The organism is Marinobacter sp. MA (genome assembly GCF_048298425.1).
GTDB lineage: Bacteria > Pseudomonadota > Gammaproteobacteria > Pseudomonadales > Oleiphilaceae > Marinobacter > Marinobacter salsuginis.
In genome coordinates this window covers 2,203,608-2,225,178 of sequence record NZ_CP103058.1, presented here as the reverse complement: position 1 = coordinate 2,225,178, position 21,571 = coordinate 2,203,608, and the positions used below count along the sequence as shown (strand labels likewise).

General features: G+C 57.1%; 22 protein-coding genes and 1 tRNA gene. 7 read left to right on the top strand and 16 right to left on the bottom strand.

What is annotated here, in order from left to right; translation table 11 throughout:
* Nucleotide 1: 1 nt before the first annotated feature.
* Nucleotides 2-1,444 (bottom strand): cytochrome ubiquinol oxidase subunit I, encoded by a 1,443-nt coding sequence (locus tag NUW46_RS10370; protein WP_418140038.1) that lies wholly within the window; start codon nucleotides 1,442-1,444, stop codon nucleotides 2-4.
* Nucleotides 1,445-1,627: 183 nt separating this feature from the next.
* On the opposite strand from NUW46_RS10370, the gene NUW46_RS10365 reads away from it, so the two are divergent.
* Both NUW46_RS10365 and NUW46_RS10360 read left to right on the top strand, forming a co-directional pair.
* A complete protein-coding gene (locus NUW46_RS10365) occupies nucleotides 1,628-2,269 on the top strand; it encodes a class I SAM-dependent methyltransferase (protein WP_418140037.1) in 642 nt (213 codons plus the stop codon).
* A gap of 76 nt (nucleotides 2,270-2,345) precedes the next feature.
* Nucleotides 2,346-2,432 (top strand) — tRNA-Leu (locus NUW46_RS10360).
* Here the strand turns inward: NUW46_RS10360 and NUW46_RS10355 are convergent.
* The 3 genes from NUW46_RS10355 to NUW46_RS10345 are packed head-to-tail and all read right to left on the bottom strand — an operon-like array spanning nucleotide 2,433 to nucleotide 4,350.
* Nucleotides 2,433-3,236, bottom strand: a complete 804-nt coding sequence (locus tag NUW46_RS10355; RefSeq protein ID WP_418140036.1) for an enoyl-CoA hydratase-related protein — start codon at nucleotides 3,234-3,236, stop codon at nucleotides 2,433-2,435.
* 53 nt (nucleotides 3,237-3,289) lie between these two features.
* A complete protein-coding gene (locus NUW46_RS10350) occupies nucleotides 3,290-4,168 on the bottom strand; it encodes a DMT family transporter (RefSeq protein WP_418140035.1) in 879 nt (292 codons plus the stop codon).
* Nucleotides 4,169-4,206: 38 nt separating this feature from the next.
* The gene (locus tag NUW46_RS10345) at nucleotides 4,207-4,350 is read right to left on the bottom strand and encodes a hypothetical protein (RefSeq protein WP_167352695.1); all 144 of its coding nucleotides are present in this window, start codon (nucleotides 4,348-4,350) and stop codon (nucleotides 4,207-4,209) included.
* Nucleotides 4,351-4,537: 187 nt separating this feature from the next.
* On the opposite strand from NUW46_RS10345, the gene NUW46_RS10340 reads away from it, so the two are divergent.
* Entirely contained in the window at nucleotides 4,538-5,329 is a 792-nt protein-coding gene (locus NUW46_RS10340; protein ID WP_418140034.1) for an enoyl-CoA hydratase, read from the top strand.
* Nucleotides 5,330-5,354: 25 nt separating this feature from the next.
* Here NUW46_RS10340 and NUW46_RS10335 read toward each other — a convergent pair whose 3' ends face one another.
* From NUW46_RS10335 to NUW46_RS10325, 3 genes are read right to left on the bottom strand one after another with little or no spacing between them, the layout of a single operon-like run.
* A complete protein-coding gene (locus NUW46_RS10335) occupies nucleotides 5,355-5,873 on the bottom strand; it encodes a DUF192 domain-containing protein (RefSeq protein WP_418140033.1) in 519 nt (172 codons plus the stop codon).
* Nucleotides 5,870-6,631: an ABC transporter permease gene (locus NUW46_RS10330; protein ID WP_136632317.1), complete on the bottom strand. Its 762-nt coding sequence runs from the start codon at nucleotides 6,629-6,631 to the stop codon at nucleotides 5,870-5,872. The genes NUW46_RS10335 and NUW46_RS10330 overlap by 4 nt, the downstream gene beginning before the upstream one ends.
* A 25-nt stretch (nucleotides 6,632-6,656) precedes the next feature.
* Nucleotides 6,657-7,577, bottom strand: a complete 921-nt coding sequence (locus NUW46_RS10325; protein WP_069183617.1) for an ABC transporter ATP-binding protein — start codon at nucleotides 7,575-7,577, stop codon at nucleotides 6,657-6,659.
* Nucleotides 7,578-7,709: 132 nt separating this feature from the next.
* Here NUW46_RS10325 and NUW46_RS10320 point away from each other — a divergent pair, with 132 nt between their 5' ends.
* Both NUW46_RS10320 and NUW46_RS10315 read left to right on the top strand, forming a co-directional pair.
* Complete coding sequence (locus tag NUW46_RS10320; protein WP_418140032.1) at nucleotides 7,710-8,195, top strand: hypothetical protein; 486 nt, start codon at nucleotides 7,710-7,712, stop codon at nucleotides 8,193-8,195.
* An 84-nt stretch (nucleotides 8,196-8,279) separates the two neighbouring features.
* On the top strand, nucleotides 8,280-8,591 hold the full coding sequence (locus NUW46_RS10315; protein ID WP_153633463.1) for a hypothetical protein: 312 nt from the start codon (nucleotides 8,280-8,282) through the stop codon (nucleotides 8,589-8,591).
* Here the strand turns inward: NUW46_RS10315 and NUW46_RS10310 are convergent.
* The 4 genes from NUW46_RS10310 to NUW46_RS10295 form a co-directional block, all read right to left on the bottom strand.
* A complete protein-coding gene (locus NUW46_RS10310) occupies nucleotides 8,584-9,111 on the bottom strand; it encodes a hypothetical protein (RefSeq protein ID WP_418140031.1) in 528 nt (175 codons plus the stop codon). The two genes, NUW46_RS10315 and NUW46_RS10310, sit on opposite strands and share 8 nt — an antisense overlap.
* 222 nt (nucleotides 9,112-9,333) lie before the next feature.
* On the bottom strand, nucleotides 9,334-10,800 hold the full coding sequence (locus tag NUW46_RS10305) for a PhnE/PtxC family ABC transporter permease (protein ID WP_305966859.1): 1,467 nt from the start codon (nucleotides 10,798-10,800) through the stop codon (nucleotides 9,334-9,336).
* Nucleotides 10,801-10,813: 13 nt separating this feature from the next.
* A complete protein-coding gene (locus NUW46_RS10300) occupies nucleotides 10,814-11,464 on the bottom strand; it encodes a phosphonate ABC transporter ATP-binding protein (protein ID WP_418140030.1) in 651 nt (216 codons plus the stop codon).
* Nucleotides 11,464-12,330, bottom strand: coding sequence for a putative selenate ABC transporter substrate-binding protein (locus NUW46_RS10295; protein ID WP_418140029.1), 867 nt, complete (start codon nucleotides 12,328-12,330; stop codon nucleotides 11,464-11,466). Before NUW46_RS10295 ends, NUW46_RS10300 begins: the two co-directional genes overlap by 1 nt.
* Before the next feature lie 153 nt (nucleotides 12,331-12,483).
* Here NUW46_RS10295 and senB point away from each other — a divergent pair, with 153 nt between their 5' ends.
* A complete protein-coding gene (gene senB, locus NUW46_RS10290; protein ID WP_418140028.1) occupies nucleotides 12,484-13,470 on the top strand; it encodes a selenoneine biosynthesis selenosugar synthase SenB in 987 nt (328 codons plus the stop codon).
* On the opposite strand, the gene selD is transcribed toward senB, so the two are convergent.
* The 4 genes from selD to NUW46_RS10270 all read right to left on the bottom strand — a co-directional run bounded on the left by selD (nucleotide 13,467) and on the right by NUW46_RS10270 (nucleotide 18,544).
* Nucleotides 13,467-15,743 (bottom strand): selenide, water dikinase SelD, encoded by a 2,277-nt coding sequence (gene selD, locus NUW46_RS10285; protein WP_418140027.1) that lies wholly within the window; start codon nucleotides 15,741-15,743, stop codon nucleotides 13,467-13,469. The genes senB and selD overlap by 4 nt on opposite strands.
* Complete coding sequence (locus tag NUW46_RS10280; protein ID WP_305966854.1) at nucleotides 15,743-16,411, bottom strand: helix-hairpin-helix domain-containing protein; 669 nt, start codon at nucleotides 16,409-16,411, stop codon at nucleotides 15,743-15,745. The genes selD and NUW46_RS10280 overlap by 1 nt, the downstream gene beginning before the upstream one ends.
* A gap of 41 nt (nucleotides 16,412-16,452) precedes the next feature.
* Nucleotides 16,453-16,851 (bottom strand): hypothetical protein, encoded by a 399-nt coding sequence (locus tag NUW46_RS10275; protein WP_069183626.1) that lies wholly within the window; start codon nucleotides 16,849-16,851, stop codon nucleotides 16,453-16,455.
* A gap of 172 nt (nucleotides 16,852-17,023) precedes the next feature.
* On the bottom strand, nucleotides 17,024-18,544 hold the full coding sequence (locus tag NUW46_RS10270; protein ID WP_069183627.1) for a bifunctional GNAT family N-acetyltransferase/carbon-nitrogen hydrolase family protein: 1,521 nt from the start codon (nucleotides 18,542-18,544) through the stop codon (nucleotides 17,024-17,026).
* A 148-nt stretch (nucleotides 18,545-18,692) separates the two neighbouring features.
* On the opposite strand from NUW46_RS10270, the gene NUW46_RS10265 reads away from it, so the two are divergent.
* Nucleotides 18,693-20,579, top strand: a complete 1,887-nt coding sequence (locus tag NUW46_RS10265) for a methyl-accepting chemotaxis protein (protein WP_418140026.1) — start codon at nucleotides 18,693-18,695, stop codon at nucleotides 20,577-20,579.
* A 9-nt stretch (nucleotides 20,580-20,588) separates the two neighbouring features.
* Here NUW46_RS10265 and NUW46_RS10260 read toward each other — a convergent pair whose 3' ends face one another.
* On the bottom strand, nucleotides 20,589-21,503 hold the full coding sequence (locus NUW46_RS10260) for a hypothetical protein (protein WP_418140025.1): 915 nt from the start codon (nucleotides 21,501-21,503) through the stop codon (nucleotides 20,589-20,591).
* Nucleotides 21,504-21,571 lie beyond the last annotated feature (68 nt).

Sequence of the window (21,571 nt, the reverse complement as noted above, 5' to 3'; positions counted from 1 at the left end):
ATCAGTGACCTCCCTGGTTGACCGGCTTGGCAGTACCAACACTATCGTCAGTATCGTGTTCGATTTCGAAAGGCACATGTGCAGCGGAGAACGGACGCTTGGGTCGATCTGCCTCGTGTTCGTCCTCATCACGGTCTTCAAGACCGACATACAACACACGCATGAGGTAGTAGACACCGGCAGAAAACACCAGAGCGTACACAACGATATAGCCGATGAGCGTGAACAACGCCATGCCGCCGGTCAGTGACGGGGTCAGTGCCTCGGCCTGGGTCATCTGGCCATACACGAGCCAGGGCGCGCGGCCCACTTCGGTGACGAACCAGCCGGTGAGCACCGCAAAGAAGGGCGCAATGCTCATGAAACGCATCCCCTGCAGGAACCAGTTGGTGCGCCAGTACCTGCCGCCGGCACGCAGAACCAGACCGGTTACCGCGAAGGCGATCATCAGCAGGCCAATACCTACCATGATCCGGAAGGACCAGAACACAATCGCCACCGGAGGCTGTTCTTCAACCGGCACTGCGCTCACACCCGGCACCTCTCCGTCCCATTCATGGGTCAGAATGAAGCTGGCCAGGCTGGGAATACCGATCTCGTACAGGTTCCGCTGGTTTTCCTGATCGGGAATGGCGAACAGCAGCAACGGCACATTACGGGAGGTTTCCCAGTTACCTTCCATGGCCGCAACCTTGGTGGGCTGGTGCTCCAGAGTGTTCAGGCCGTGGAAATCACCCAGCACCGCCTGAGCAGGCGCAATGAACAGCAACAGCCACAGGCACATGGACAGCGCTTTCTTGTTGGCCTCAACCTCGCGACCCCGCAGGAGATACCAGGCGCTCACGCCGGCCACCACGAAGCCGCCGGTCAGGAAGGACGCCAGCGCCATATGGCCAAAGCGGTAAGGGAAGGACGGGTTAAAGATCGCCTCGCTCCAGGAAGTCACATAGAACACGCCGTCGCGGAGCTCGGTGCCTGCCGGGGTCTGCATCCAGCTGTTGGCCGAGAGAATCCAGAAGGAAGAAATAAAGGTACCCGTCGCAACCATGATGGCGGCAAACAGGTGAACGCCTGCCGGCACCTTATCCCGACCAAAGAGCAGCACCCCGAGGAACGCCGCCTCCAGGAAGAACGCCGTAACCACCTCATAACTCAGGATAGGGCCGAGGAAATTGGCTGAGGCCTGCGCAAAATTGCTCCAGTTGGTTCCGAACTGGAACGACATCACGATGCCCGACACCACCCCCATACCGAACACCACGGCAAACACCTTGGTCCAGAAGGCAGAGAGCTTCACCCACACTGGATTCTCGGTTTTGAAGGCGAGGCCTTCGAGTACCGCAATGTAGGAGGCAAGGCCGATGGTAAACACCGGAAAGATGGCGTGAAATGACACCACGAACGCGAACTGGATTCGCGATAGAATGAGAGGATCAAGTTCCATGGGAACCCTCCGGTAACGGTCACATCATAACAAACGGGCCCAGCGAACCCGTTCAGCCGCTGCCTTAGCTCTGTTTGTTATATTGTTATTACCGGCAGATACTTACTATGCTACTAAACATGGTAGCAAATTCGATAGGGCGTTTTGCCGCACCCTTGATTTAAAACAATTATGGTGTTGCCGATGAGCTTTTACGAAGACAGGATTCTCCCCCACATCATAGACCGCGCATGCTCCATGGGCCAGGTGATGAAGCTTCGTAGCCAGGTAGTACCCCATGCAAAAGGCGTGGTGCTGGAAGTGGGCATGGGCTCGGCCATCAACATGGAATTTTACAATGCCGACAATGTCGACATGGTGTATGGCCTGGAACCCTCAGAAGGCATGCGACGCAAGGCCCAATCGAATCTGGCAAGATCCCCCGTCAAGGTAGAGTGGCTGGACCTGCCAGGCGAAAAAATTCCCCTGGAAGACCACTCTGTCGATACCGTTCTTCTGACCTTCACCCTGTGCACGATCCCGGACTGGCATGCAGCCCTCCGGCAAATGTGGCGGGTACTCAAACCTGGCGGCGAACTCCTGTTCCTGGAACACGGCGAATCCCCCGACGACGGCACCCGAAAATGGCAACACCGCATCACCCCCGGATGGAAAAAGCTGGCCGGCGGTTGCCATCTGAACCGCCACATCGCTGACCTGATCCGACACGCCGGCTTTGAAATCCAGGAGCTTGAAAACCTCTACATCCCCAAGGCACCGAAAATCGCCGGATACATCTACAAGGGCAGGGCAACCAAGCCCCCAGCAGCCAGCACCGCCGCCTGAAGGCGAGGGCGGAATCCGAATTGCGTTACCCCACGCAGACTTATACAATTCTGCCCGTCAAAACCTCCCCCCGAATGCTCCGGTGGTGAAATTGGTAGACACAAGAGACTTAAAATCTCTCGACCGCAAGGTCGTGCCGGTTCGATTCCGGCCCGGAGCACCACTATTTCTTCGACATCGCCTCCAGCATTTTATTCACCGCTTCCAGGTGCTCTGGCTCGTTGTGGCACATGCCCTGGAAGTTGGCACACACATCCAGAAAATCCTTCAGTTCCATCCTCGGCGCCATTTTCATCAGGCGTTTGGTCAGGCGTGTGGCTTTCGGCGGCTGGCTGGCCATGCGGCTTGCCATGGCGTTTGCGGCATTCATCAATTCGTCTGCTGGCACCACCTCCAGAACAATACCCAGGTCTTTGGCTTCGGCGGCGTCTATCACGCGGCCGGTGAGGGTGAGCTCGAAGGCGCGCTGATAGCCGATCAGGCGCTGCATGAACCAGGCGCCGCCGTCGCCGGGGATGATGCCGAGGTTGAGGAAGGTTTCGCCGAACTTGGCACTTTCCGAGGCAATGCGGATATCCGCCATGTTGGCCAGATCGAAGCCGGCACCAATGGCTGGGCCGTTCACGGCGGCAATAATGGGCACTTCAACGTTCTGCAGGGCCAGGGGAATGCGCTGGATGCCTTTGCGGTAGCGATCGGCGCATTCGGCCACGTCGCCGGCAAAATCGCCGCTTCGGTTGGCCATGTCCCGGATGTTGCCACCAGCACTGAAGGCAGAGCCCGCCCCGGTGATCACCAGTACCGACACATCGTCGCACTGGTTCACCCATTCTGCGGTGGTCACGATATCGTCGATCAGGTGTGAGCCTGTCAGCGCATTGCGCAGGTCGTGACGGTTCAGGGTAAGGGTGGCTACCCGGTTTTCCATGGTGAGCAGTGCATCGGTGAGCTTGGGTACGTTGGTCATGAATGCGGTTCCTTGTTTTTGATCAGCGCGTATCTTCGCGCGCGGGAACCGGATTAATCAACTAATAGCCGCGCCTTTCGGTAGCGGCTGACTTCCGTCCAGCCGTGCACAGCCAGAGCTGAGAATACGATGACCCCGCCCACCAGACTGAGGTTTGGCGGTACCTCGCCCAGGAACAGCCACACCAGGAAGGACCCGAACACGGTTTCCAAAAGCAGCATCAGGCTGACCTCTGCCGCGGGAATGTAGCGCGGGCCAATCTGGATCAGGATGCAGGCAGTCGGCAGGAATACAAGGCAGAGCAGGGCAATGAAGAAGAAGTCCCGGCCTGAGGGCATCTGGGCCCCGCCAAACAGAGCGGCCACAGCGGCCAACACCAGGGCTCCGAACATGAGCATCACGCTCATGTCACTGTCGGGCTTAGAGCGGGCCACGTTAAGGTTGGAGGCCAGGGCCGTGGCGGCAACCACGGCCATCAACAACCCCAGCGGGTCGCCCTTGCCGAATTCGCCAACGGCCATGAAGGTCGCGCCGGTCACACATACCAGGATGACGACCCAGGTTCGCAGGGGCAGGGTTTCTTTCCACACTGCCCAGGCAATGACGGCGGCGATCACCGGTGCGGTATTTAAAATCACGAGCACGTTGCCGGCAGCCGTGTTTTTCATGCCCACCACAAATCCGAGCGTGCTAATGGCGAAGGCACCGGCGCAGAAAAGCCCTTTGCGGCCGCATCTGCGGATTTCAGGCACCAGACGGGAACGGTAACGGGCCCAGCTGATCACAAAGAAACTGAGGGCCAGCAATAAACCCCGCCAGAACAGGAACACCACCGGGTCCACGGAGGTGATTTTCACAAGCAGCGCATCCGGCACGATAAACAGCACGCCAAGGGCGGCGATGGTCAGTCCTTTGATTCGGGTTGTCTGCAATGTGTGTTCGCCTGTTCTGGTGAGGTGTGTTGTTCAGTTCAGGGGTTATCCTGCTCTGGCAGCGGCTGGATGCTGTTGATATCGCCGGTTGGTGTTGCCGGTTCGTCCTCGATGATAATGAAGATGGCACCGCCAATAACCGCGATGGCAAAGATGGCTTTGAGGATTATCGATTTCGACATGCGTTCTTCCTCTCTGCGTTCTGGCTCATACAAATAGCCTATGGGCGGGAGAGGGCTATAACAACCGCAAAGCCCCGAAAACTGAGCATCCTACAAAAGTCGCTTCGACAGTATAGACACAGTCAGCAATACTCAGGGTAAGTTTGCAGGTTGCCTGGTGCAGCACCGTTAAAAATGGAGTGTCCTCATGACTGAACAAACCGCAGAACTGGTTCACAAGTACAGCGAAAATGGCATTACCACGCTCACGCTGAACCAGCCGGAGAAGAAGAACAGCCTGTCTATGGCCATGCTGGAGGCGCTGTCTGAAGAGCTGGAGATTATTGCCTCCGATACGGAAACCCGGGTTGTGGTGCTTGCGGCCCATGGCAATGTGTTCTGTGCCGGCCACGACCTCCGGGAAGTGCGGGAGCAGTTTGATAGCCATGAATTCCAGCTGGCGCTGTTCAACCAGTGCAGCAAGGTAATGCAGCAGATCGTTAATCTGCCCCGGCCGGTGATTGCCCGGGTAGCGGGTGTTGCCACGGCCGCGGGCTGCCAGCTGGTGGCCAGCTGTGATCTGGCGGTAGCGGCGGATACGGCGCGGTTCGCAACGCCGGGCGTGAACATCGGGCTGTTCTGTTCCACGCCAATGGTGGCTCTGTCCCGGAACGTGTCCCGCAAGCACGCCATGGAAATGCTGCTGACCGGTGAAATGATCGGCGCCGTGAAGGCGGAACGCATCGGGCTGGTTAATCAGATTGTTGATGAGCAGCACCTTGACGAGATGGTCTACAAGCTGGCCCGCACCATTGCCGACAAATCCGGCCACACCCTGAAAATTGGCAAGCAAGCCTTCTATAGGCAGCTGGAAATGCCGCTTGAAGATGCTTACGAGTACACATCGAAAGTAATGGCCGACAACATGATGGCCAACGATGCCCAGGAAGGTATCTGCGCGTTCCTGGAGAAACGTAAGCCGGAGTGGCAGGACAGCTAGAATCGCCTGAGAGTATCAGCCCGGCCTACTGCGTCGGGCAATTACCGTTTCCAAGGAATAGCCGGACGCCGGTCCGGATTTCATGTTTCTGGAAAAAACCGGCGTTCATTTCAACGGCCTGGATAAAGGGCACGCCGGCGGGGTAGGTGGGGCAGCCAGCACCACTGGCCGAGGCGCAGGGCACCATCTGCCGAATACTGCCGATCACGCCATCCTCGTTCAGGTAGGCAATGTCCAGGGGAATCAGGGTTTTGTACATCCAGAAGCCGTGGCTCGCTTCCCTGGGCTCGCTGTACTCGAACAGCATACCGGCGTCGGGAGCCAGAGAAGTACGGCCCATCAAACCCTTCCGGCGCTGTTCAGAGCTACTGGCCACTTCCAGTTTTACCGGCACTGTGCCCGCTGCGGACACAAAGCACGCGTCGACAACCGGAAGACCTTCCTGCGGCGCTGCGATGCCTGAAGAGCACCCGTAAATCAGCGAGCTGACCGCCAGTACGACCCAGCCTTTCAGGCCTCGAAGGCGTTGCGGTGTAGCTGTCACGAGCGTAACCGGTACCCGGTTTTGAAGATCCACCAGATGCCCACCATGCACGCGGTGAGAAACACCAGGGTCATGCCCACGCTGATGCCGACATGAACGTCGGACACGCCGTAGAATGCCCAGCGGAAGCCGCTGATCAGGTAAACCACCGGATTGAACAGGCTAACCGTTTGCCAGACCTCCGGCAGCATATCGATGGAATAGAAGGTGCCGCCGAGGAACACCAGCGGGGTGATGATCATCATCGGGACAATCTGGAGTTTTTCGAAGCCATCCGCCCAGATCCCGATGATGAACCCGAACAGGCTGAAGGTGATGGAGGTCAGCACCAGGAACGAGAACATCCAGAACGGGTGCAGTACGTCGTAATCCACAAAGAACTTCGCCGTAGCAAGTATGATCAGCCCGAGGATCACGGATTTGGTGGCAGCGGCGCCAACGTATCCCAGGACCACTTCCACGTAGGACACCGGTGCTGAGAGCACTTCGTAGATGGTGCCGGAGAACTTGGGCATGTAGATGCCAAACGAGGCGTTGGAGATGCTCTGCATCAGCAGGGACAGCATCACCAGCCCTGGAATGATGTAGGCCCCATAGGCGATGTTGTCGATATCACCCATGCGCGAGCCGATCGCGGAGCCAAAGACCACGAAATACAGGCAGGTGGAAATCACCGGCGAGAGCACGCTCTGCATAACCGTTCGGCGCATGCGGGCCATTTCGAATTTGTAGATTGCGCGGATACCGTAAAGGTTCATGCCTTTCTCCGTTGGGCCGGCGGGCTTACTCGTGCACCAGGCCGACAAAAATCTCTTCAAGGGAGCTTTCCCGGGTTTGCAGATCCCGGTATTCAATGCCCAGATCCCCGAGTGTCCGAAGCAGCCGGGCAACGCCGGCCTGTTCCTGCTGGGAGTCAAAGGTGTAGATCAGCTGGTAGCCGTCCTCGGACAGCTCCACCGGTTCCAGGGTCAGTTCGCCCGGTACCTTGTCGAGCTTGTGCGCCAGGTGCAGGCGCAGCTCCTTTTTGCCCAGCTTGGTCATCAGCTGGGTCTTGTCCTCAACCAGAATGATTTCACCCTGCCGGATCACGCCGATCCGGTCGGCCATCTCCTCGGCCTCTTCGATGTAATGGGTGGTGAGGATAATGGTCACACCACTTTCCCGGAGTTTGCGGACCATATCCCACATGTCCCTCCGCAGCTCCACATCCACACCGGCCGTCGGCTCATCAAGGAACAGGATCTGCGGTTCATGGGAGAGTGCCTTGGCAATCATCACCCGGCGTTTCATGCCGCCGGACAGCGACATGATGCGGTTGTTGCGTTTGTCCCAGAGCGAGAGGTCTTTGAGCACCTTCTCGATGTGGGACGGCTTCGGCGCCTTGCCAAACAGACCGCGGCTGAAGGAAACGGCATCCCACACGGTTTCGAACGAATCGGTGTTCAGTTCCTGGGGCACAAGGCCGATGGTCTCGCGGGCCTTGCGGTAGTCTTTGACAATGTCGTAGCCGGCGGCTTTCACCTCGCCTGAGGAGAGGTTAACAATGCCGCAGATGATGCTGATCAGCGTGGTCTTGCCGGCGCCATTGGGGCCGAGCAGGGCGAAGATTTCGCCACGGCGGATGTCCAGGTTGATGTTCTTCAGGGCCTGGAAACCGTCACCATATACCTTGCTCAGGTGCTTAACGGAAATATCCGGCTGCACGGGCGTGTCCTGTGGTCAAAATGGGTCGAATTGAAGGCGCGGTATTTTCTCATGACTGGCGCCAGTTTAGAAACCTTTGCCTTGGCGGGAGAAATCCCCATAATGCCCGGCAGGTTTGTTCGGGGTGCCGTTATGTTACGCGTAATAGCAGTGGCAGGATTGATTCTGGGGCTTGTTGCCGTGGCAATGTTTGGTCCGGGCTTGCTTAAGGATGCCAATGGGGATCTGGAAAGTGCTACTGCCAAAGGGAGTGCCGCGCCCCTTGCCCGTTGTGATTTGCTTCAGGAGGGCCCTTGCAGTTGGTCAGACGGTTCGGGGGAGTGGCAAATCAGCCTGAGCGAACTGGGTGAGGGTACCCAGGGCATGGAGTACCAACTCACGGTAGTCACACCAGAACGGCCGGAGCGTTTTCTCGCCGTTCTTCGGGGAGAATCCATGTACATGGGCGAGTATCCCGTACCACTGGGTTACCGGGCGGGAAACGAATACTCCGCGCGTTTTACGGCGCCATTCTGTACCGTCGACGCTACCATGACCTGGCGGATTGATCTGCAGCAGGGGCAACAGCCTATCGAGGGTATTCCGGCAGAGCTGGTATTTCAGGCCGAGCCACACTGAGACACGGGCAACCGGAAGCCAGTCGGCTGACAACGGGCCCGGATTGTGTAAAATCACAATACCGCCACTACTAGGGACAACGTGATGGATTACGGAGATAGCGTTCAGAAGGTACTGCTGAGAAAAATCCGCAAAGCGGAGCAGGATCTGATTCAGCTAAAGCTGGATTACTGCCGGTTTGTCTTCGGATTAACTCACCGGGCGAAAGTATTGTCCGACGGCGTGGCCTATGTGGTTCGTTCTGTCGACGTGGACAGCATGGCCAATACGGACGATGGTGGATTCAGCCGGCCCGAGATCACCGGCACCCGTGCTGACGAACAGGATCACGCAGAACCTGTGGCACTGGGCACCGACTGGGTACTTGAGACTGCCCCCGGGCAGGCTGCTAAATAAACGCGTTCGCGGTAACGGCCTCGTAAAGGCTCGAAGTCGGCGGTACATAGTGGTTGAACCGCCAGAATTCCGCTCCTTCCAACCCCGCCCTGAAACACGCCAGGTAAACCGTACTAGCCGTCAAGGTATCGATCGCCTCAACAATCTCTGACTGACGAATTCCGGTTTTTCGACTGGCAATCTGGGCAACGGTGGCTGCCAGAGCGGAAGAGTGCCGATTGGTTTTATCGCTGAGGGCACAACCGGCGCCATAGAGCCAGACGGCTGCGTACGTCTTAACCGCATTTGGCGCCATTGATAGATCCAGGCCGTTCACTCGGCAATCCCTTTCCTGAAGGCCTGCCAGAATATGCAGCTGGGTAATCAGCTCAGCGCGGTCCGGGGCAGCGTCGACAACCGGTCTGCGTACTGCAACCGGCCATTCTGAAGTTCGTGAGGCTGGTTCAGACTGATGGATTCCTGCGGGATGATTGCCTGCACAGTTTTCCTGATGGCCGATAGCCAGAGGCTCAGCTCGCATCAGCGCGATCATCCTAACAGCCAGAAGAACAAGCAGTGCAAGCAGCCCAAGCTGAACCAAGAGAATCAATCCGTTTACCATCATCACCAGAACTCTGAATGTTGCAAGAGGTTATCGGAGTGTAACGGAATGTATCCTGGCAATACCGCCAACCCGTCCCCATTACCCTGGCGAGGATTGACTGAAATGACGGAACTGTGACGGGGATCGCAGTGGCTGGCGCTAGCAGGTAGGCATGGTTTGCAGGGCCAGCTTGCGGCGAATGAAGCGGCCAAGGATGTCTACGCCAATGTTGAGCATGGCGGTGATCAGTATGAGCACCATTGCCTGGTCAAAACGGATGCTTTGAATGGCGCTATCGACGTAGAAACCCAGGGTATAGATACCAAGAATGCCCAGGATGGCGGTCTCACGCATGATGATTTCCCAGCGGTAAAACAGGAAGGCCAGGAATGCGCGGTAGATTCGAGGCACCAGCTCCCAGCCATAACGATTGAAGCCGTGGGGAGCGTCGGATCTCAACCGGATTGTGTTGGTTTGCCGGCCAATGAGATGGCCGATGATTCCGCCGTTGTGCAGCGCCAATGCAACTACGGCCGGCAGCATGGAGGGCCCCCAGAGCTGCAGGAGAATGTAGGCCAGGATGTATTCCGGTGTTGATCGCGCAATCACCAGGAAAACATGCCCGGAGGTCCGGCGTATTGGGCCACCAAAATGGTTCGATATCAGCGGGAACGCAAGTAATGCGAGGATGCCGGTGGCCACGAGCGCAATCTGCGTGAGAATCACGGTATTCCAGATACCGGGCAGGGCCTGTTCAATCATCAATTCATTGAGCCACGGCAGCAGGCCAGCAAGGCCCTCACCATCCCTCAGTGGGCTGGGCACAATGTCCTGGGTGAAGAACCGCTCAACGTTGCCCCAGACAATGGGCAAGCCATCGCCGAGGAAGAACGGAGCGCCGAGGATATACACGGGCAACAGCTTGGGTTTCACCCAGAGGGGAATGGTGGCAATAAGCACATAGAACAGGATCAGCATCGCGCCGGCATCGGAGTACATGCCTTGCGAGAATGAGGTTTCCAGATAAAACCCCAGCGTCGGCAGGCCAACAAAACCGAGGATAGCGCTTGAGCGAAGACCACACTCGAGACGGTAGGCGGTGTAGGTCCGTAACTGAACCCAGCAATCCGGGATCTTGGTGTAGAGGAACGCCGCAATGGTGCCGGTGCCCGGAGGCAATAACCGGCCTGGTTCCGGATCTGCCTCTTCAAGAATCTCGGAGTAAACCTTGGCAAAAATACCGGAATAGGGAATTGCGATTGCCAGTACGCCCGTCAGCGGGTGGAAGCCGAAAAACTGGAGAAAAATCAGGGCCCAGAACAGCTCGTGAATGGCGCGGATGAATGCACAGAATATACGCACCGGGAGAAAGCGATACACCAGTGCCAGCAGAAAGCCGCATATAGCGCCAACCGTCACCCCCACGAACGCGAAGGCCACGGTTCGTAACAGGGCGGTAAGCAGCCCCTCGCTACTGAAGAAATTGGGGGTCAGTACGCCCAGGAAAAAATTGCCGAGGTCTCGCCAGGGATTGTTGGCGGTTATCGCGATGTCGGCAAACAGCAACCCCACGAGCGCAATCGCAAGAAAAATCAGGCTGGTGCGTACCGTCGGGTAGGAGAGCATCGCGTGACAGGTCCTAGTACAGCGACATGATGTCTGCAGCCGTCAATCGTTCTGTAGGCTCATCCAGGGCGACCTGGCCATCCTGGATGCCAACAATGCGGTTACAGTACTTCATGGCCATGTCCACGTCGTGCAGCGCAATAACGCTCGTTTTGAAGCGGTCTTTCAGCAGTTTCATGACGTGATGCGCCATTGGCCCATCCAGTGCGGAGATCGGTTCGTCTGCCAGTAACACGGGAGCGTTGCGATAAAGGGCTCTGGCAATGGCTACCCGTTGGCGCTGTCCGCCGGAAAGGGACGCTGTCGGGATCCAGAGTTTCTCTGACATTCTCAGCGCGTCCAGCAGTTCTGCAATCTGCTTTCTATCCTGTTTGAAGGGCCGGATCAGGGTAACGGTGTTGTACCAGGTGGCGTGCTTGTCCAGCTGCCCCATGAACACGTTGTGGAATACCGGTAGGGCGTTAACCAGGCCAAGCTCTTGTGGTACGAGAGACGATTCCCGATCCACCCTCTGGTGAATGAGCCGGATCAGAGTGGATTTTCCGGCACCACTCTTCCCGACCAGGGCGACCTGATCTCCCTCCTTAACAGTAAGGGTGAGCGGGCCGATAACCCGCTCACCCCCAAAAGAGGCCGTCAGGCCCGAGAGATCAAAGCCTGCCATCAATCAATGATTCCGATTTCTTTTGCAACCTTGCGAATCGGCTCGTAATCATCGTTTGAAGCGGGGACAAACGCAGAGCGCGGGAAGCTTTCAAGCAACTCAGGGTCATCCAGGGAGAGCAGGGCCTCGCGGACGCGATCGGTAAAGCCTTCGCCGTAATTTTCATCCACGTCGCCACGGATGCTCCACTGATAGTTGGGGAAACTTGGCGTTTTCCAGATCACCTTCACCGCGTCGGTATTGATGTTGCCGTTTTCCAGTTCTTTTTCCCAAACCGCGAAGTTCATTGCGCCCACTTCATAAGTGCCGGACTCCACCAGGCGGAGGGTGCGGGTGTGGTTGCCGCTGTAGCCCACGCGGGAGAATACGTCTTCAGGAGCTTCTCCAAAGGTTTCGCGGATGTGGTACTCGGGAATCAATCGCCCGGAAGTCGAGCCTTTCGATCCAAAGGTAAATGTCTTGCCACGCACATCTTCCGGCAAACTGTCTGCGCGATCCAGACCGGTGCTCTCGTGAGCAATGAAATAAACGTAGAAGGCCTGGTCTTCGGTACCCTGCGCAATCGCTTGCGAACCGGGTACCAGGGATCTGGCCTGAACGCCGGACAGGCCGCCGAACCATGCCAGTTGCACCTGATTGTTCCGGAATGCAGATACGGCGGCTGCATAGGACTTGACGGGGATGTACTTTACATCCGCATCCAGTTCCTCGGACAGGTAGTCCGCAATGCCGCGGAAACGCTCGACGAGCTTGGTTTCGTCTTCATCGGGGATGGCCGTGAAAATAAACGTCTGGGCCGATGCGGCTGCAGAGAACAGAGAACAGAGACCAATAATCAGCAATTTCCGTATAAGATTGTGGGTCATGGTTTTTCCTTGTTGAAACGGATATTTAGAGTAGGGAGTCTGAACGAGCGGCTCCTGTTAAAGAAGGATACCTGTATTCACGTAAACTCTGAACAGCTATACGGCATACGTTTTTAAATGGCTCAAGACGGCCGACCAATTCAGGCGATTAGAATGCGTTTAATCTTGGTTACACCGGCGAAGCCGGGATCGAAAGCAGGGAACCGGGCAACGGCTGAGCGCTGGAAAACTCTGCTGGCAAATGCCGGTCATTCCGTGCGTGTGGTTACTGAATACGACGGTGAGCCCTGTGATGCCCTGATAGCGTTGCATGCCTGGCGCAGCGCTGACGCCATCCGGCGGTTCCGTGAAACCTGGCCCGAAAAGCCACTCATAGTGGCGTTGACCGGTACGGATATCTATCACCACCAGCACGAGTATCCTGAACGAACCCTCTATTCCATGAACGTGGCGGATTCGCTCATCGGGCTGCACAGTCTGGTAGTCGACGACATACCGGCCGGTCTGGCGGAGAAACTGGTAACACTGTGCCAGTCGGCCGAGGGTCCAGAGTCCTTTCCAGAACCGAAAATAGATTCCGGGAGCGAGCGGTTCGGTGTGTGTGTGATCGGCCATTTGCGGGACGAAAAGGACTCTCTCCGGGCGGCCTATGCTGCGCGGCTGCTGCCAGGGGACTCGCGGATCGAGGTTGTCTGCGCCGGCAAGGCTCACAACGACGAGTGGCAACGCAAAGCAGAACGGGAAATGGCCGAGAACCCTCGCTTCCGTTGGCTCGGGGAGTTGGATCAGGCCGATACCCGGCAGTTGATGGCAAACAGCCAGGTGATGGTGATCAGCTCCATCATGGAAGGCGGAGCAAACGTGGTATCCGAGGCCTGTCGGGCTGGCTTACCGCTTTTGGCATCCGATATTCCGGGCAACGTCGGTTTGTTGGGGCGGGACTATGGTGGATATTTCCCGGTTGGCAACGAAGAGGCACTGGCCGAGCTGCTGAATCGCGCCGAGACCGATCCCGGGTTTCTGGCTTCTTTGGCGCAACAGGTTGGAAAGCTGGCAGAGCGTTTTCTTCCAGAAAAGGAGCAGGCATCCCTGGAGCAGGCGCTACAACTGGCGATGCAGCGCTGCTCAGAGAGGCGTTAATCCCGCAGGGAAATGGGCTCAATGGGCCCCGATTCATCCTGAGCGGTGATGCGGCCGATGATTGCAGTATGTGGGTAGCCCAGAGCTTTCAGCTCCCGCACGCATTCCTCGGCCTTGTCTGCCGCAACACTTGCCAGCAGCCCTCCCGCGGTTTGCGGATCAAAGATCAGCGGATACCTTGCGTGGTTAACCCACTTTTCCTGTTCCCGGATCCCCCGGCGCAAACGGATATTGGCCGGTTGCAGGGAGCTGAGGATCCCGGCGGCTGCAGTCTCCTCGGCGCCCGGAAGGATAGGTATGGCCGAGAGGTCCAGCTCGGCATCGACGCCCGAAGGTTTGGTCATTTCAACCAGATGCCCAAGCAGGCCGAATCCGGTCACGTCCGTGCACGCTTTGGAGCCAAACTTACGGAGACAGTCTGCAGCGGCCTTGTTGGACTGCACCATGGAGGCGAGGGCAGAGTCGATCCATCTGCCTTTCGCAGCCAGCTTCGCGTGCGCAGCGAAAAGGGTACCCGTGCCGATGGGCTTGGTGAGGATAAGAGCGTCTCCGGCTTTCAATCCGCCCTTGCTCATAACCTCTTCTGGGTCGATCAGGCCGTTTACCGCAAAGCCCAGGGCCAGTTCCTTGCCTTCACCGGTATGCCCGCCAACAAGGGCACAACCAGCTTCGTTCAACACTTCCACGGCACCGGACATCATCTGGTAGACCACGTCCTCGACCTTGGATTCAATGCCGTAGGGCACGGTAGCAACAGCCGTAGCACTTTGTGCCTCGGCGCCCATGGCAAACACGTCACCCAGGCTATGATTCGCGGCGACTTTCCCGAAGATGTAGGGATCGTCGATAAATGCGCGGAAGAAATCCACGGTGTGAACCACGGCTTTGCCCGGCGGTACCTTCAGGACGGCTGCATCGTCCGGGGCGTGAAGGCCGATGAGGATATCGTCTCTCTCGATGGGCTTGAGTTCCCCCAGGGCCCGCGAAAGCACGGTGCTGCCCACCTTGGCACCACAACCCCCGCAGCGCATGGCAACGGCTGAGATTGCCTGGGAAGCGTCCTCAGCATTCTGGGCCGCCGCGGTATCCGGCAATTTGGATTCTTCCTCCATGGGAGGGAGATCGTTGAACTTTTTCATGAACCGGCGATCGATCCAGTCCTTCCATCGCCACACCCAGGCGCCGTCGAACTGGGTATCCCCACGGGAAGCAACCGCGTATTTATCGCCGGTGCTGATCAGCGCCAGCCATTTTTTCTGGGGGTAGAAATCCTTTGGATCCTTGCCAGTCGCCAGGCGCTTGAGGTTGTCAGCCAGTGGGGGACCTTGCCTCACCGCGAACACACCCGCTTTCTCACGGGGATGGTTCAGTACATTGGCGATGTCGCCGGCAGCGAAAATGCTGTCGTCGTTTTCCACCTGCAAGGTATCCCGCACACGGAGGAACAGCCCGTCATCCAGGGCAAGGCCGGTATCCTTCAACCACTCAGGTCCGCCAGCTCGCGTTACCCAGAGCACTTCGTCGGTTTGCAGGGTTTCACCGGATTCGGTGATCAATAACCCTTCCTGAACCTTGCTTACCGGGGACCCCAGGTGCACCTTTACACCGCGTTCCGCCAGCGTCCTGCGGAAAACCTCGCGAACCTTCGGATTGTGCGTGGGCAGGATTTCGTTTGCTGCGTCAAACAGGTGGAAATGGAGCTGCCCAGGGTCTTTGCCACGCTGTTTCAATTCGTTCTTGAGCCGGAACTGCATTGCCAGGGTGAGTTCGACGCCACCGGCACCCGCTCCGACAACCGCCACCGTCAGGGGGCCTTCGTGGTTCTCGATCCGGGAGAGCAGTGCAAGCCAGCGGTTGTTGAAACCGGTAATCGGCTTCACCGGCACGGCATGGTCGGAGGCGCCTTCCACTTCGTTGACCCGCGGCGAGGAACCAATGTTGATGGAAAGAATGTCGTAGGGTACGTCCGGGCGCCCCCGACAGATAACCCGCTTGCGTTCCCGGTCGATGCCCACGGCTTCGGCACGATAAAAGCGCGCACAGGCGTATTCTGCCAGGCGGCTCAGATCTATATGGACATCATCGTAGCTGTAGTGGCCGGCCACATAGCCAGGCAACATGCCGGAATAGGGGGTATGGGTGTCGCGGCAGATGAGGGTCAGGCGCACGCCGGGGACCGGGTTCATGGCGAACCGTTTGAGTACCCCGACGTGGCTGTGCCCGCCGCCAATCAGGACAATGTCCCGTAATACAGGCTGGTCAGGCGTTCGCATTAGCTGATTTTCTTGGCTTCAGCTGTAAATTGGCTGTATCCCTTGACGTTGGAGAAAGCCTTCAGCTTTTCCTGGTCTGCTGCAGAAGGATTGGCGATCTGGTCGATGGAAGTGATTCCAGCGTCCTTCATCTTCTTGGCAGTGGCAGGACCAATGCCTTTGACCAGTGTCAGGTCGCTCTTGTCCACCGGCTTGGCCGCTTTGGCAGCCGGCGCTTTCCTGGCGGCAGGTTTCTTGGCAGCCGGCTTTTTGGCAGCAGGCTTGCTGGTAGCGGCTTTTGCTTTGGCGGCCGGTTTGGCGGCTTTTTTCGGGGCTGCTTTTTTAGCGGCGGAGCCGGCTTCTTTGCTCACTTCGTCGGTGAGTTTCTTCACTTCCTTGCCCGCCTCCTTGGAGGCAACACCCAGACGTTCAAGAATACTGCTCTGAAGTTCGTGGAATTCGTCAAGGCGGCGTTCAAACTCTTCGTGGAAACGCTTCATCTCACGGTCGCGAAGTTCGTCAATTTCCTTGAGCAGTTTGCGCACCGGCTCCTGAACCTGATTCTGCAGACTGTCGAACTGCTTCAGTGCATCGTTCACCAGACCTTCGATCTGGGCGGAGGTCTTTTCGAACTCCTTGTTGACCTTCTTCACGATCTTATCAACGTTCTGTTTGGCTTTCTTCGCCATGGATTGTCTCCTTACGGACAGGTTTCAACGAAAAATCAGAATCAGGCCATTTGCCGGAAACCGGAAATGGAGCCTGGGGAACGACGTGACTTGAGTGACTGCTTTTTGGATACCACTTCCCGAATTCTGCGAAGCTTCTCCGCCAGGGACGAGCCACCGTTGGAGTCGAGTTCCACAAAATCGATGGAATAGAAGAAATTGCTGCAGTGTTTTCTGCGTTCGGTGACCAGCCCGGACAGGCCTTCCGCACGGATCTTGTCAAACGGCATGTCCATCACGAGATCCAGCACCACGGTATCACCGGGGTTGAACACCTTGTCGGTTTTCATCACGCATCCATAGCCGTCCAGTTCGTAGAGGGCTGCCTCGACAAGCTCCTTTCGAAAAAGGCCCTGTCTGATTCGAAATCGGGCGACAAGATCCGGCAATGCTTCGTTCATGAATCAGCTTCTCTGGTGATGTCCGTATCCACAGCAACCTGTCTCATGGGGAGACAGGCTGGATATTGATTAAACAATAGACACTGGACTTTGGTTTTGCAACGCCATCAGTGCCATACGCTCCACCGCTAAGGCAGTTTTTTAACAATCTTTTACGGCAGATCAGGCCAGTTTACTTTGTTTTCAGCTCGTACATATCAACGCGGCGATCTTTCAGGTTAGTGACAGACCCCTCGTTGCGGACCAGCTTCAACTTTTCCAGGTCCATATCGGAGAACATGATCATCTCCGTATTGGGCGTGGTTTCGGCCATCACCGCATCGTGGGGGAAGGCGAAATCCGATGGCGAGAATACGGAGGACTGCGCGTACTGGACGTCCAGGTTCTCGACTTTCGGCAAGTTGCCCACGCTGCCGGTGATTACGACATAACACTCGTTTTCGATCGCCCGCGCCTGTGCACACTGGCGAACCCGCAAGTAGCCATTCTTGGTGTCGGTCCAGAAGGGCACCATGATGATATCGACTTCCTGGCTGGCAGCAATTCGCCCCAGCTCCGGGAATTCGATGTCGTAGCAGATCATGATGGCGACCCGGCCGGCGTCGGTTTCGAAGACCTCGAACTGGTTGCCACCTTCAATAACCCAGTCGCGCCGTTCATGGGGTGTAATGTGAACCTTGCGCTGCTCGTCGACTCGGCCATCCCGGTGGCAGAGGTAGGAAACGTTGTACACCCGGTCATTTTCGATCAACGGCATGGAGCCCGTGATGATGTTGATGTTGTAGCTCACCGCCATTTCGGACATTTCTTCTTTGAACTGCTGCGTAAACCCGGCGAGGAAGCGAATGGCGCGGGTCTGGTCCATCTGGTCCGTAAGCCCCATCAGCGGCGCGTTGAAGAATTCCGGGAAGATCGCGAAGTCACTCTTGTAATCAGACAACGCATCCACGAAGTATTCCACCTGCTTTAGAACTTCTTCAACGGAGGTGAATTCCCGCATCTGCCACTGAACGGCACCAAGCCTCACCTGTGTCTTCTTGACGCTGAGGACCGGAGAAGGCGGGGTGTAAAGGATGTTGCGCCACTCCAACAGGGTGGCGTAGCCCATCGATTTCTCATCCTCTGGCAGGTATTTATGCATCAGCCGGGTGACCTGGAAATCATTGGAAAGCTGGAAGCTCAGGATCGGATCGTAGATTTCCTTGCGATCCACGCGCTGTATGTACTCCTCGGGGGAATACTGCTCGGCATACTTGAAGTAGTTGGGTATGCGGCCGCCAGCCAGGATGCCCCTGAGGTTCATGGAGCGGCAGAGTTCTTTCCGGGCCTCATAGAGACGACGCCCGAGCCGGTAACCCCGGTAATCCGGGTGAATAAAAACATCCAGACCGTAAAGCGAATCGCCATTGGCGTTGTGCCAGATCTTCTCGTTGCGAAGGATCAGGTCATCGTAGGTATGGGGGTTGCTGAATCGGTCGTATTTTACGGAAACCGTCAGCGCAACTGCCACCAGCTGGCCACTTTCCTCAATGCAGATCTGGCCGTCCGGAAACTGTTCCACCAGCGCCTTGATCGTGTCCTTGGGCCAGGCGCCTCCGATGTCGTCGTAAACGCGGTCCATAAGCTTTTGAAGCTGTTCGTAATCTTCAAGCTTCAGGTTCCGGAGGTTGAGGTGCAGTTCTTCATGGGCCATTCAGTTCGGCTCCCGTTCGTTATGGAGTAGGACAAGCTCGGCATTTGCGTCAATACTTGGAAAGTTTAACAGAAGCCGCTAAAGACTTCGCACCGCAGGCCGAAAGACAAATTAACGAATATCAATTTTCATTGCCGAGGATTTGACCGTGCAGCTGACATTCGGGCAAAAGCTCCTGACTGCTTTCGGTATTCTGTTGCTGTTGGTTATGGGGGCTTTCACCCTCTCTGGCGATTTACGGCTGCAGAACACCACGAAAACCTATGTAGACGCGCTGATTGACGACACAGTGCAGCAAAGTACCTCAAGCATTGCCGAATGGCTCAATACCCGGCTGGTGATGACCGAAGCCACTGCCAAAGCGTTGGAAAGCGTCAAGAATGATGAAGAGGCGCGTGTTGTGCTCCAGGCCATTACGACCGGTGGAGGGTTTCGCGATGTGTATGTGGGCCGCACCGACGGCTACATGCTGATGAAATCGCCGGAAGCCAATGCAACCCTGCCGTCTGATTACGACCCCCGCGAACGTCCCTGGTACAAGAAGGCCATGAGCCTTGGAAGCGCTTCATTTACCGAACCGTACCAGGACGCCAGCACCAGCGACATGATTATCTCCACGCTTGCGCCTGTGAAGCGCGGTGAGTACGAAGGCGTGGCCGGCGCAGATATCGGTCTGGGCGCAATCGCGGAAACCCTCTCGACTGTAACCCTGGCGGATACCGGCTACGCCGCCCTGATCAACGAACGTGGAACCGTTCTGTTCCACCCTCAGCAGGCGCTTGTGGGCAAGAACATCAGTGCTCTGACTGGCGGCAGCCCGGACCTCGGCGGGGCTGCCCACGAATACTCCAATGAGGAGGGGAACTGGGAGGCCAGCTTCCATCCAATCAGCGATGCCCGCGGCGTGGAGTGGTATCTGGGCACTTTTGTGAATGCAGACAAGATCAACGCGCCGGTTCAGAGTGCCCGCATGACCGGTCTGATCATGGCGGTCATTGGCCTGATCGTTTCACTGGTAATCCTGCATCTGGGCATCAAGGTGCTCATGGCGCCAGTTCGTCGTCTGAACAAGGCCATGGGAGACATCGGTAGCGGCGATGCGGACCTTACACAGCGCCTGGACGACAGTGCGAAAGATGAATTTGGAGAGCTGGCCAGAAGCTTCAACCGGTTTGTCGAGAATATCCAGAACGTAGTCCGGGACGTACAGCAGGGCAGTGCGGAGCTGGGCCAGAATGTCAGTTCCCTGAGAGACACAGCCAGCACCAGCCGTTCAAGCGTGGAGAGCCAGCAGGTCGAGATCGACATGGTGGCAACCGCCATCAACGAAATGTCGGCGGCCGCAGGCGAAATCGCACAGAACGCCCAACAGACAGCCGACGCCGCCAATACTGCCGACGGCGACAGCCGGGCATCGCTTGAGACCGTCGCCGCCTCCCGGGATGCGGTGCAGAAGCTCTCGAGGGAGGTCAACGCGGCGGCTGAAGTCATCGACACACTCGGCAAGGATGTCGCTTCAATCACGACGGTCCTGGAAGTGATTCAGGGCATTGCCGAACAAACCAACCTGCTTGCGCTGAATGCTGCCATTGAAGCTGCACGGGCCGGTGAAGCAGGGCGGGGCTTTGCGGTGGTGGCCGACGAGGTGCGCAACCTTGCCCAACGCACCCAATCCAGCACCGAGGAAATCAACTACATGATCGAGCGTCTGCAGAAAGGCGCTAACGATGCGGTTGATGTAATGAAAGCGTCAACTGCGGTTTCCAGTGTCAGCATGGAAAAAGCCCAGGATGCCATGGAGGCGCTGAACCGGATTGCCGAGGCTATCACTTCCATCAGCCAGATGACGTCGCAGATTGCCACGGCCTCCGAAGAACAGACGTCGGTGACCGAGGAGCTGAATTCATCGATTACAAGAATCGCGGATCAGGGTCAGGAAGCGGCCGCCGCAGCCACGGAAAATGACGTTTACAGCGGGCAGATAGAGAGCATTGGCAAGGCCCTGAACCAGAACGTCTCCCGGTTCCGGGTATAGCAGGAAAACCTAGCGGCTGAGGACCTCGAGACGCCGGCGCAGATTCTCAAGGGTGCTGCGCCCTATGTATCGGGATTCCTCACTCAGGAACGGGTTATCCAGGGCAATTACCCGGCGTTGGCTCAGGTTGAGCTCCTTGACGGCACGGGAGTAGTAGCGCTTCAGGAACTCGCTGAAACTCCCATCATGGATGGCGCGCTCAATGCCCAGCTGCAGGCGATGAGCGGTCTCCTGGTCGTCTGGGCCAACGAACAGATAGGACGGCATGGGGTAGGCGATCAGGAGATTGGGCTCGATCACCAGGTTGGGATCCTGCTCCATTTCCAGGTCGTACAGGACTTCGCTGACGCCGCGGGCGAAACAATCAAAGCGTTCGTTACGGAGCATCCCGAACAGTATTTCGTATCGCGAGTGTGTCACCACCGGAATGCCATTTGCCTCTAGTACCGGTGTGTCTGGCCAGTGCGAGCCTTGACCGATCCAGATCTGGCTGGCTCGGAAATCATCCAGACTCTTTATGTCGGCGAACTTGGGCAGAGATTGCGGCAACACCACGCAGACGCGAAAGCCGAGAAGGCCACCATCAACCGGGAAGGGGATCGCAGTCAGAAACTCTTCCCGCTCGGCCGAGGTGGCTACATTGGCGATATCAACCAGGCGAGACTGGCCATCTGCCAGTTCGCGGAGCACGCGCCCCTGACTCAGTTCTTCACTGCGAATAACCCGGGAGTCGCCATATTCCGGCGTTTTCTCTAATGCAAGCTCGACGAGCGCACGAATAGCCGGGCTGTCATAATTCCTATACCAGAGAACATAATCACGACTGGCTGCCCCAGTAATGCCGGACGTTGAGGTTGAGGCTGCGATGGGGGCCACTTCAAGGCACAGACCGAGCAGAGCGAGGAAGATGGCCAGTTTGGGCAACCGGAACAAGTTCCTGAATGCGGGCAGAGAACATTCCAAATCAGAAATCCTTTCTTAATACTGGAAAA

Coding starts and splice junctions, on each gene's coding strand:
- NUW46_RS10345 (WP_167352695.1), bottom strand. CDS start 4,350: ATGTCGAAATCGATAATCCTCAAAGCCATCTTTGCCATCGCGGTTATT.
- selD (WP_418140027.1), bottom strand. CDS start 15,743: ATGCGAACGCCTGACCAGCCTGTATTACGGGACATTGTCCTGATTGGC.
- senB (WP_418140028.1), top strand. CDS start 12,484: ATGCGTTTAATCTTGGTTACACCGGCGAAGCCGGGATCGAAAGCAGGG.
- NUW46_RS10280 (WP_305966854.1), bottom strand. CDS start 16,411: ATGGCGAAGAAAGCCAAACAGAACGTTGATAAGATCGTGAAGAAGGTC.
- NUW46_RS10275 (WP_069183626.1), bottom strand. CDS start 16,851: ATGAACGAAGCATTGCCGGATCTTGTCGCCCGATTTCGAATCAGACAG.
- NUW46_RS10365 (WP_418140037.1), top strand. CDS start 1,628: ATGAGCTTTTACGAAGACAGGATTCTCCCCCACATCATAGACCGCGCA.
- NUW46_RS10370 (WP_418140038.1), bottom strand. CDS start 1,444: ATGGAACTTGATCCTCTCATTCTATCGCGAATCCAGTTCGCGTTCGTG.
- NUW46_RS10355 (WP_418140036.1), bottom strand. CDS start 3,236: ATGACCAACGTACCCAAGCTCACCGATGCACTGCTCACCATGGAAAAC.
- NUW46_RS10295 (WP_418140029.1), bottom strand. CDS start 12,330: ATGACCCACAATCTTATACGGAAATTGCTGATTATTGGTCTCTGTTCT.
- NUW46_RS10300 (WP_418140030.1), bottom strand. CDS start 11,464: ATGGCAGGCTTTGATCTCTCGGGCCTGACGGCCTCTTTTGGGGGTGAG.
- NUW46_RS10315 (WP_153633463.1), top strand. CDS start 8,280: ATGGATTACGGAGATAGCGTTCAGAAGGTACTGCTGAGAAAAATCCGC.
- NUW46_RS10330 (WP_136632317.1), bottom strand. CDS start 6,631: ATGAACCTTTACGGTATCCGCGCAATCTACAAATTCGAAATGGCCCGC.
- NUW46_RS10320 (WP_418140032.1), top strand. CDS start 7,710: ATGTTACGCGTAATAGCAGTGGCAGGATTGATTCTGGGGCTTGTTGCC.
- NUW46_RS10340 (WP_418140034.1), top strand. CDS start 4,538: ATGACTGAACAAACCGCAGAACTGGTTCACAAGTACAGCGAAAATGGC.
- NUW46_RS10310 (WP_418140031.1), bottom strand. CDS start 9,111: ATGCGAGCTGAGCCTCTGGCTATCGGCCATCAGGAAAACTGTGCAGGC.
- NUW46_RS10305 (WP_305966859.1), bottom strand. CDS start 10,800: ATGCTCTCCTACCCGACGGTACGCACCAGCCTGATTTTTCTTGCGATT.
- NUW46_RS10270 (WP_069183627.1), bottom strand. CDS start 18,544: ATGGCCCATGAAGAACTGCACCTCAACCTCCGGAACCTGAAGCTTGAA.